This window comes from Microcystis wesenbergii FACHB-1317 (assembly GCF_014696875.1).
Taxonomy (GTDB): domain Bacteria; phylum Cyanobacteriota; class Cyanobacteriia; order Cyanobacteriales; family Microcystaceae; genus Microcystis; species Microcystis wesenbergii_A.
The window spans coordinates 1-8,822 of record NZ_JACJQV010000239.1 but is presented as its reverse complement, the minus strand read 5'-3'; the positions used below and the strand labels follow the sequence as shown (position 1 = coordinate 8,822).

Below are 8,822 nucleotides of genomic sequence, written 5' to 3'. Positions count from 1 at the left end.
TCAGTTATCAGTTATCAGTTATCAGTTATCAGTTATCAGTTATCAGTTATCAGTTATCAGTTATCAGTTATCAGTTATCAGTTATCAGTTATCAGTTATCAGTTATCAGTTATAATCATTTCAACTAAGATTGAAAATATCGGCTCTTCTAGGTTATGTGTGATAAGTTTAACTTACATAGGATCGATCTTTGTGTCCTCTGTGTCTGGAGTGGTTCCTTTCACTCCCGCGCCAGCAGGACTGTATCTTAGAATACATTTTACCCACCAAATCCAAGATATCCGAATATCAAGGCCAGAGTTCATAAGGGTTTAACTGGTCTAGAGTATATCAGACTTATCTGAAACGATCATAGCAGTCATTTTAGTAAAAAATACTAGGGTTAGGGGACAAGAGGTTATGCTTCTAGCTTAATATTCTTTACATAACTTGACAAGGAAAGGGCGAGGTAAAGGGGGAAAATAGATCGAGCTTGTCTTCATCTGCCTAACGATCATGTCTATTGTCACCCTTAACCCCCTTCAATCCCATCAAGATTTAGTCATCGATCCAGCCAAAATCACGGGATTACGGGGAAAAATCACTATCCCCGGCGATAAATCCATATCCCATCGCTCCCTGATGTTAGGAGCGATCGCCGAAGGAGAAACCGTTATTCATGGGTTATTATTAGGCGAAGATCCCCGCAGTACCGCTAGTTGTTTTCGTGCCATGGGTGTGGAAATTTCCCAACTCAACAGCGAGAAAGTGATCGTCAAAGGTAGGGGTTTAGGCAATCTTGAGGAACCCTTAGAAATCCTCGATGCCGGCAATTCCGGCACGACGATCCGCTTAATGTTAGGATTATTGGCTGGTCATCGAGACCGTTTTTTTGTCGTCACCGGTGATGCTTCCCTGCGATCGCGTCCCATGTCCAGGGTGGTGAAACCCCTCAAGGAAATGGGGGCGCAAATTTGGGGCAGAAAAGCCCATTCTTTGGCTCCTTTAGCCGTTTCTGGGGAATCTCTGCAACCGATCCACTACTATTCTCCCGTCGCTTCTGCACAGGTGAAATCCTGTCTTCTCCTCGCTGGACTGTTAACCGAGGGGAAAACCACGATCACGGAACCCGCTTTATCTCGCGATCACAGTGAACGGATGCTGCGCGCTTTTGGGGCGAATATTGAGGTAGATGGGGAGACTAATAGCGTCACGGTGACGGGTTATCCCACTTTAACTGGACAAACGGTGATTGTACCGGGAGATATCAGTTCGGCGGCTTTTTGGTTGGTAGCGGGGGCAATCGTGCCTAATTCTGAGTTATTAATCGAAAATGTGGGAATAAACCCGACTAGAACCGGAGTTTTACAGGTTTTACAGGCAATGGGAGCAGATATCACCCTCGAAAATCAACGGGTGGTGACGGGGGAACCAGTGGCGGATCTGCGGGTGAAATCCAGTCAACTACAGGCAACCATGATCGCCGGTGAGATTATACCCCGTCTGATCGATGAAATTCCGATTTTGGCAGTAGCGGCGGTTTTTGCCCAAGGAACGACAATTATCAAGGATGCCGAGGAATTACGGGTGAAGGAAAGCGATCGCCTGACGGTGATGGCCACCCAACTCGATCGCCTAGGGGCAAAAGTAAGGGAATTACCCGATGGTTTAGAGATTACCGGCGGTACGGGCCTATTCGGCACGGAAGTGGACAGTTTTACCGATCATCGCATTGCCATGAGTCTAGCGATCGCTGCCCTCAATTCCCGTCAACCCACCACTATCCATCGCGCTGAAGCGGCCGGCATTTCCTACCCCGATTTCTTTAGCACCTTAAAGCAAATTTGTCAAGAGTAGAAATATTAAGTTTTTCTGCGAACGGGCGAGGAGTAACTGGTAAAATTGCAGGATAAATCACAGAGTAGTAGGCCGCCTGTGTGATAATCAAGTTCATCGATCGAAATAGCGGAAAATAGAAGCGTCCCTAACTCGCATTTCCCTGAAAAATATCTCCCTATCTACCCCACTCCCGTCTTCTATTCCCCACCGATAATGGAAATCATCGCCCAATTAGAGAAAGTTTCCTATATTTATCCCGAATCCTCCAATCTAGTGCTTAAAAATATCTCTTTAGCAATTCATCGAGGAGAATTTTTAGGTATTATCGGGCCCACAGGTGCGGGAAAAACTACTCTCTGTTTAACTCTTAACGGTATTGTCCCCCAATTCTACGGAGGGCGTTTTTTTGGTTATGCAACAGTAGCCGGTTTAGATACTTTAACCCATCCCGTTAGCACCTTGGCCCGCTATGTGGGGGCAGTATTTGAAGATCCCGAAACGCAACTTTTAGCCACTTCGATAGAAAATGAAATCGCTTTTACCTTAGAAAATTTACGGCTACCGCGAGAGGAAATTAAAGCGCGCATTCCCAAAGTTTTAGCGGCAGTCCGGTTAGAGGGAATGGAAAAAAAATCGCCGGGGGAATTATCAGGAGGACAAAAACAACGATTAGCGATCGCCGCTGCCCTTGCAGTTCAGCCCGCTTTGTTAATTCTCGATGAACCCACCTCCCAACTGGATCCAGTGGGATCCCAGGAAGTTTTCGCCACCATTAAGGAGTTAAATCGCCATCTCGGTGTCACTATTGTGATGGTCTCCCACGCGGCCGAGGAAATGGCCGAATATGCCGATCGCCTGGTACTATTAAGGGAAGGTGCGATCGAAGCCATGGGAACCCCAGCAGAGATATACTCCCAAGTACAACTTTTACAGGAAAATGCCCTGCGTCCTCCGCAAGTGGCCACTACTTTTGCCTTGATCGAGCAGAAAATCGGGGCGGTCGAGTCAATTCCTGTCACCCTAGACCGCAGTTTTGCCCGTTTAAACGAGCTTAAATCCTTTTACCATCATATCTCCCCAACTACTCCCTTATCGTCGGTTTATGACCCCTTAAACCCCATACTGAGGGTTCAAAATCTCTGTCATACCTACCCCGATGGTACTACCGCCTTGCGGGATGTGTCCCTCGATATTGCCGAAGGGGAATATCTGCTGATTATCGGTCAAAATGGCGCGGGAAAAAGCACTTTAGTCAAGCATTTTCTCAATCTTCTCTCGGCAACCACCGGTCAAGTTATGATTGACGGACGTTCGATCGGTAGCTTTTCTGTCAGTGATTTAGCCCGATCGATCGGTTATGTAGCCCAAAATCCCGATAATCAGATTTTTAACACCACTGTGGAGAAAGAAGTATCATTTGCCCTGACTAATCTCGGTTATTCTCCAGAAATTGTCACCCAACGCACGGAAGCAAGTCTAGAAGCCATGGGATTGCTAGAATATCGCTCCTATCATCCTCTCTCCTTACCGAAAGGCGATCGAGCGCGGGTAGTGATTGCGGCAATTTTAGCCATGGAACCGCGCATAGTTGTTTTTGATGAACCGACCACCGGCCAAGATTACCAAGGAGCTAAGGCAATTTTAGAGGTGAGTGGTCAATTACACCAGATGGGCAAAACCGTGATTGTGATCACCCATCACCTCTATTTAATGCCAGAATACGCCGAAAGAGTAATTATTATGGGCCAAGGAACTATCCTTTTAGATGCCCCAATCCGGCAAGCTTATCATCAAACCGATCTCTTAGCCAAAACTTATCTAACTCCACCCCAAGCGGTTTTATTAGCACAAAAATTAGGACAACTTTCCGGTTATCCCAATTCTCTTCTAACTCCCCAAGAAATTGCCGATTGTTTTCAGAGGATTTAGCCTTGAAGCTATCTAGGGTTTGCGGCAAAAAGTTTTTCCTGGTGGCAGGGTGTGACCCCCCCAACCCCCCCGACATCGGGGGGGGTGTGGGGTGTGGGGTGTGGGGTTTTACCCATTTTCAGGTGGTCAATTATACTAAATCCAGTTATTAAAAACTGATTATTTATGACCCCTTTTGCCTCTTGCATGAGCAGAAAACGGGTTTCTCGGAGAAACCCGTTTTCTGTGCGTTACTCAACGGATTTAGTATTACCTAATTTTCAGGGAAAAAGTACCTGAATTTTCCCCCCAATCACTCCAATGGTCGGCACTTTTTGAGGGAAAAAAAGTCTAAAAACCTTATCCAACAAGGTTTTTAGATTTATTCAGCAAACCCTATTTAACTGTTTCTAAAATCAACTTCGATCGCTTAACATTATCAGGTACAGGAATCGGATAATCGCCATTAAAACAGGCAGTACAGAAGGTTTTCGGATCTTCTTTTGTTGCTGTTAACATTCCATCGTGACTGAGATAAGCTAAACTATCCACCCCGATTTGTGCCTGAATTTCCGCCACCGATTTAGTTGCCGCAATTAATTGCTCTTGGTTATCCGTATCAATGCCATAAAAACAAGGATGAGTCACCGGAGGAGAAGATATTCTCATGTGAACTTCTCTTGCTCCAGCATCGCGTAAAGCTTTAACTAATTTCCGGCTAGTGGTTCCCCGCACGATCGAATCATCAACAATAATAACTCTTTTTCCCTGTAAAACATCCTTTAAAGGATTCAATTTCATCTTAATTCCCGACTCTCTCATGTGTTGGGTTGGTTGAATAAAAGTCCGTCCCACATAACGATTTTTAATCAATCCTTCCGCGTAGGGAATATCAGAAATGCGCGAAAATCCGATCGCAGCCGGAATACCCGAATCGGGAACTCCCATCACCATATCTGCTTCTACCGGCGACTCTTTGGCTAATTGTTCCCCCAAACGTACCCGATAAGTATATAAAGATTCCTCGTGAACAATGCTATCGGGACGGGCAAAATAAATCATCTCGAAAACGCATAATTTTTTCTCCGGTTTCATGGCCCAATCCACTGAAGATAAGCCATCTTCACTAATCCAAACTAATTCCCCCGGCTGCACATCCCGCAGATAATCGGCCCCGATAATATCTAATCCGCAGGTTTCCGAAGCTAAAACATAACGGGGGGGATGACCTTCTTCTTGCAAAACCCCAATTACTAAGGGTCTGACACCATTGGGATCCCGCGCCCCGATAATTCCCGTCGGTGTGCCGATAACAAGGCTGTAAGCCCCGCTACAATAGCTAAAGGCATCGATCGCCGCTTGTATCCAATCCTTGCCACTATCCACTTCCTGGCCGATAGCGACGGCGATCATTTCCGAGTCGGTGGTGCTGCCGAAATCACAACCGCGCTTTTCTAATACATTTCTTAACTCAAAAGTATTGACTAAATTGCCATTATGTGCTAAGGAAAGTTTACCCAAACGGCTTTCGATCACGGCTGGTTGGGCATTGGCGCGACGGCTAGAACCAGTGGTAGAGTAACGAGTATGACCGACGGCGTGAGTACCCGGCAAGGTTTTAAGGACAGTTTCGCTAAAAACTTGGGAAACTAAGCCCATTTCTTTGTAACAATGCACCGTTTCCCCGTCGTAGGTGGCAATACCTGCCGATTCCTGTCCTCGGTGTTGCAGGGCATAGAGTCCGAAATAGGTCAGTTTTGCTACTTCTTCCTCGGGGGCATAGAGTCCAAAAACTCCACAGGCTTCTTCAGGCTTATCGACGCGGTTCAAGAATAGGGATGAGTCGGGATGGCTAGACATGAGAGGACTGGGGTTTGGGGCTACTTTTGATACAAAATCTTAACTTATCTTAATCTCTTTTTAACACCTTATTTATGGGGATTTGGGGAGTGGGGAACAGTTATCAGTTATCCGGGTTAAGTTTCCGACTCCTGACTAGAAAGAGGGTGTAGGGTGTGGGGTGTAGGGAAGGAAACCTCTTTCATCTCTGGTGGTGAAAATTTTTTCATCGGGACTGACTCCTGTCTCCTGTCTCCTGTCTCCTGTCTCCTGACTCCTTCCCTAAAGCCTTCTTTCGATCGCTTTTGACCAAACTTGCTGTATAGTTTCTAGACTAACATCGATCGCCGGTTGTTTATTCCGGTCAAAAATCCGAAGATTATCGCTTTTTTCGCTAACTTTGCCGGTTATTTGCCAATAGTCTCCCAATTGTGTCTTTAGGTATTCTTCCCAATCTTGCTGATTTTCGGGGGAAACAGAGACGATAATGCAACTAGCTAATTCTCCGAATAACACCGCGTCAAAACGGCCCTGATGCTGCCAAGAAAGGTCAATTTCCGCCCCTAACTGCCCACTAATAGAGCATTCTGCCAGAGTAATGGCTAAACCGCCCTCGGCGCAATCGTGGGCAGATTTCACCCAACCGGCGCGAATTCCCCGACGACAGGCCGCCTGTACCTTTCTTTCTAACTCAAAATCAATTACCGGCGGTTTTCCCGTCACCAAACCGTGAATAACGGCTAAATACTCCGATGCGCCGATAGTTGGCAAGGAGAAACCCAAAAGATAGATTAAATCCCCCGCTTTTTGCCAACCTTGGCCGCAAATTTGCCCGATATCCGGCACTAATCCCACCATCCCAATCACGGGAGTCGGATAAATAGACTGGGGGCTGCCAGCTGCATCAACGGTTTCGTTGTACAAAGAGACATTACCCCCAGTTACTGGTGTATTCATTTCCCGACAAGCTTCGGCAATCCCCTGACAAGCAGTGGCTAATTGCCAATAACCGATTGAATTCTCTGGACTTCCGAAATTGAGATTATCCGTGACAGCAATGGGGTCGGCCCCAACACAGCTAAGGTTTCTGGCCGCTTCCGCCACGGCCAACTTAGCTCCGTTATAGGGATCAAGATAAACGTATCGCGGATTACAATCTGTAGTCGCCGCTACACCTCGCCGAGAATTTTCGGGATTAGCACCTAGAGGACGCACGCGAATCACGGCCGCATCGGCTCCCCCGGGGAGAATAACGGTGTTATTCTGGACTTGATGATCATATTGACGATAAACCCAGCGTTTTGAGGCAATCGAGGGACTATCCAGCAGTTTTAATAAAATCTCGTTATGGGATTCGGGAATAGGAATAGTAGCATCTTCCCATAATTGAGCTTTTTGCGCGTATTCTGGCGGTTCTGTTAGTAATTCCCGATGATAAATCGGAGTATTATCCGCTAGGGCCGTGGCAGGAATTTCGGCGGCAATTTCCCCTTTAAATAATATACGGACGATCGGTTCTGCAATTACCTGGCCAGCGACCACAGCCTGAAGTCCCCAACGCTGGAAAATCTCGATTAATTCGCCTTCTCGTCCCGATGCTGCCACAAATAACATTCTTTCTTGGGATTCCGACAGCAGATATTCGTAGGGAACCATCCCGGTTTCCCGGACGGGGATTTTATCCAGGTCTAATTCAATTCCCACCCCTCCCTTGGCCGCCATCTCGGAAGTAGAACAGGTGATCCCCGCAGCCCCCATGTCCTGGGCCGCCACCACCGCGCCGGTCTTAAATGCCTCTAAACAAGCTTCTATGAGGGATTTTTCCAGAAAAGGGTCGCCCACTTGCACCGCGGGCCGGTCATCCATAGATTTATCGGTTAATTCGGCGCTGGCAAAACTCGCCCCTCCCATACCGTCCCGGCCGGTGGTAGAACCAACGTATAAAACTGGGTTTCCTAGACCTTTTGCCCCGGATTTGACGATTTCCTCGGTTTCCATTAGCCCTAAAGCCATGGCATTAACGAGGGGATTACCATTGTAGGCATTATCGAAGTATATCTCACCGCCCACCGTGGGAACGCCGACACTATTGCCATAATGACTTATTCCTTCCACGACTCCGGCAAAAATGCGACGATTGCGGGCATCTTGCAAGTTACCAAAACGGAGAGAGTTGAGGATAGCAATAGGACGGGCCCCCATGGTAAAAATATCCCGCAGGATGCCTCCGACTCCGGTAGCGGCACCTTGTACGGGTTCCACCGCAGAAGGATGATTATGGGACTCGATTTTAAAGGCTAATCGCAATCCATCGCCTAAATCCACTACTCCGGCATTTTCTCCCGGTCCGACGAGAATTTTTTCGCCAGTGGTGGGGAATTGTTTAAGCAGCGGCCGGGAGTTTTTATAACAGCAGTGTTCCGACCACATCACGCCAAACATTCCTAATTCCGCTTTATTGGGGTGTCTTCCCAGTCTTTTGACTATTTCTTCGTATTCTTCGGGTTTGATGCCTTCTGAGGCAATTTCTGCGGCAGTGAAGGGGGTAGTCATGGGACAATGCGATCGAGGGACAAGACTTATTGTATAACGTCTGATGAGATCGAGTTACAATGCTTAGTAAAAGACAAAAAAGTTAAAAGGGTTTGCGCTAGTAAAGTTAAGCTAAAGACATAGTTTTATGATCAGTGGGAACGAAACTATGGCAGTAGAAACAGCTTTATCAATGAAAGCCTTATACGATCAGGATTTTGTTCTCTGGGCTTCAAAAACCGCCGAACTTTTAAAGCTAAAAAAGTTTGATGAGGTGGACTGGGAAAATCTGATTGAGGAAGTGGAGTGCATGGGGAAAAGTGACAGACGGGCTGTAGAGAGTTTATTGACCCAGCTTATCGAACACCTGTTTAAGTTAGCTTATCACAGATCGGAACGGGAGCGAGAACGCAACGTCTGTCACTGGGTAGGAGAAATCGCCAGTTTCCGAACTCAACTGGGAGAGTGGCTAGAAACCACTACTCTCAGCAACCATGCGCGGGATTATTTTCAAAAAGCCTACTCGAACGCTCGAAAAACCCTAATACAAGCGAAAACCGTCACCGGCGACGCGATTCCTGTGGAGCCTCCTTTCTCCCTCGAACAGGTATTGTAAAGTTTCAATACAAATATGGTCAGATATAGTCAGGCATAGTAATATATAGACATGAGACGCTCAGACTAGGCAAAAAAAGCAGCAATAAGTTATCGAACGGCTTGGAGGT

The 8,822-nt window shown here is 46.9% G+C and carries 5 protein-coding genes; 3 read left to right on the top strand and 2 right to left on the bottom strand.

The features are described from left to right. Window positions 1-495 precede the first annotated feature (495 nt). A complete protein-coding gene (gene aroA / locus H6F92_RS24685; protein ID WP_190359854.1) occupies window positions 496-1,836 on the top strand; it encodes a 3-phosphoshikimate 1-carboxyvinyltransferase in 1,341 nt (446 codons plus the stop codon). A 195-nt stretch (window positions 1,837-2,031) separates the two neighbouring features. Then, window positions 2,032-3,747, top strand: a complete 1,716-nt coding sequence (locus tag H6F92_RS24680; protein WP_190359853.1) for an ABC transporter ATP-binding protein — start codon at window positions 2,032-2,034, stop codon at window positions 3,745-3,747. A 375-nt stretch (window positions 3,748-4,122) separates the two neighbouring features. Here the strand turns inward: H6F92_RS24680 and purF are convergent, their stop codons facing one another. Both purF and purL read right to left on the bottom strand, forming a co-directional pair. After that, window positions 4,123-5,586: an amidophosphoribosyltransferase gene (gene purF, locus H6F92_RS24675; protein ID WP_190359852.1), complete on the bottom strand. Its 1,464-nt coding sequence runs from the start codon at window positions 5,584-5,586 to the stop codon at window positions 4,123-4,125. Between the two features lie 261 nt (window positions 5,587-5,847). Further along, window positions 5,848-8,118, bottom strand: a complete 2,271-nt coding sequence (purL, locus tag H6F92_RS24670; RefSeq protein ID WP_190359851.1) for a phosphoribosylformylglycinamidine synthase subunit PurL — start codon at window positions 8,116-8,118, stop codon at window positions 5,848-5,850. A gap of 148 nt (window positions 8,119-8,266) precedes the next feature. Between purL and H6F92_RS24665 the strand changes: the two genes are divergently transcribed. Then, window positions 8,267-8,713, top strand: a complete 447-nt coding sequence (locus H6F92_RS24665) for a DUF29 domain-containing protein (RefSeq protein ID WP_190359855.1) — start codon at window positions 8,267-8,269, stop codon at window positions 8,711-8,713. The last annotated feature ends 109 nt before the right edge of the window (window positions 8,714-8,822 follow it).

Bases quoted from the DNA above. Each gene is read 5' to 3' on its own strand.
- H6F92_RS24680 (WP_190359853.1), top strand. From the start codon at position 2,032: ATGGAAATCATCGCCCAATTAGAGAAAGTTTCCTATATTTATCCCGAA.
- H6F92_RS24665 (WP_190359855.1), top strand. From the start codon at position 8,267: ATGGCAGTAGAAACAGCTTTATCAATGAAAGCCTTATACGATCAGGAT.
- purF (WP_190359852.1), bottom strand. From the start codon at position 5,586: ATGTCTAGCCATCCCGACTCATCCCTATTCTTGAACCGCGTCGATAAG.
- aroA (WP_190359854.1), top strand. From the start codon at position 496: ATGTCTATTGTCACCCTTAACCCCCTTCAATCCCATCAAGATTTAGTC.
- purL (WP_190359851.1), bottom strand. From the start codon at position 8,118: ATGACTACCCCCTTCACTGCCGCAGAAATTGCCTCAGAAGGCATCAAA.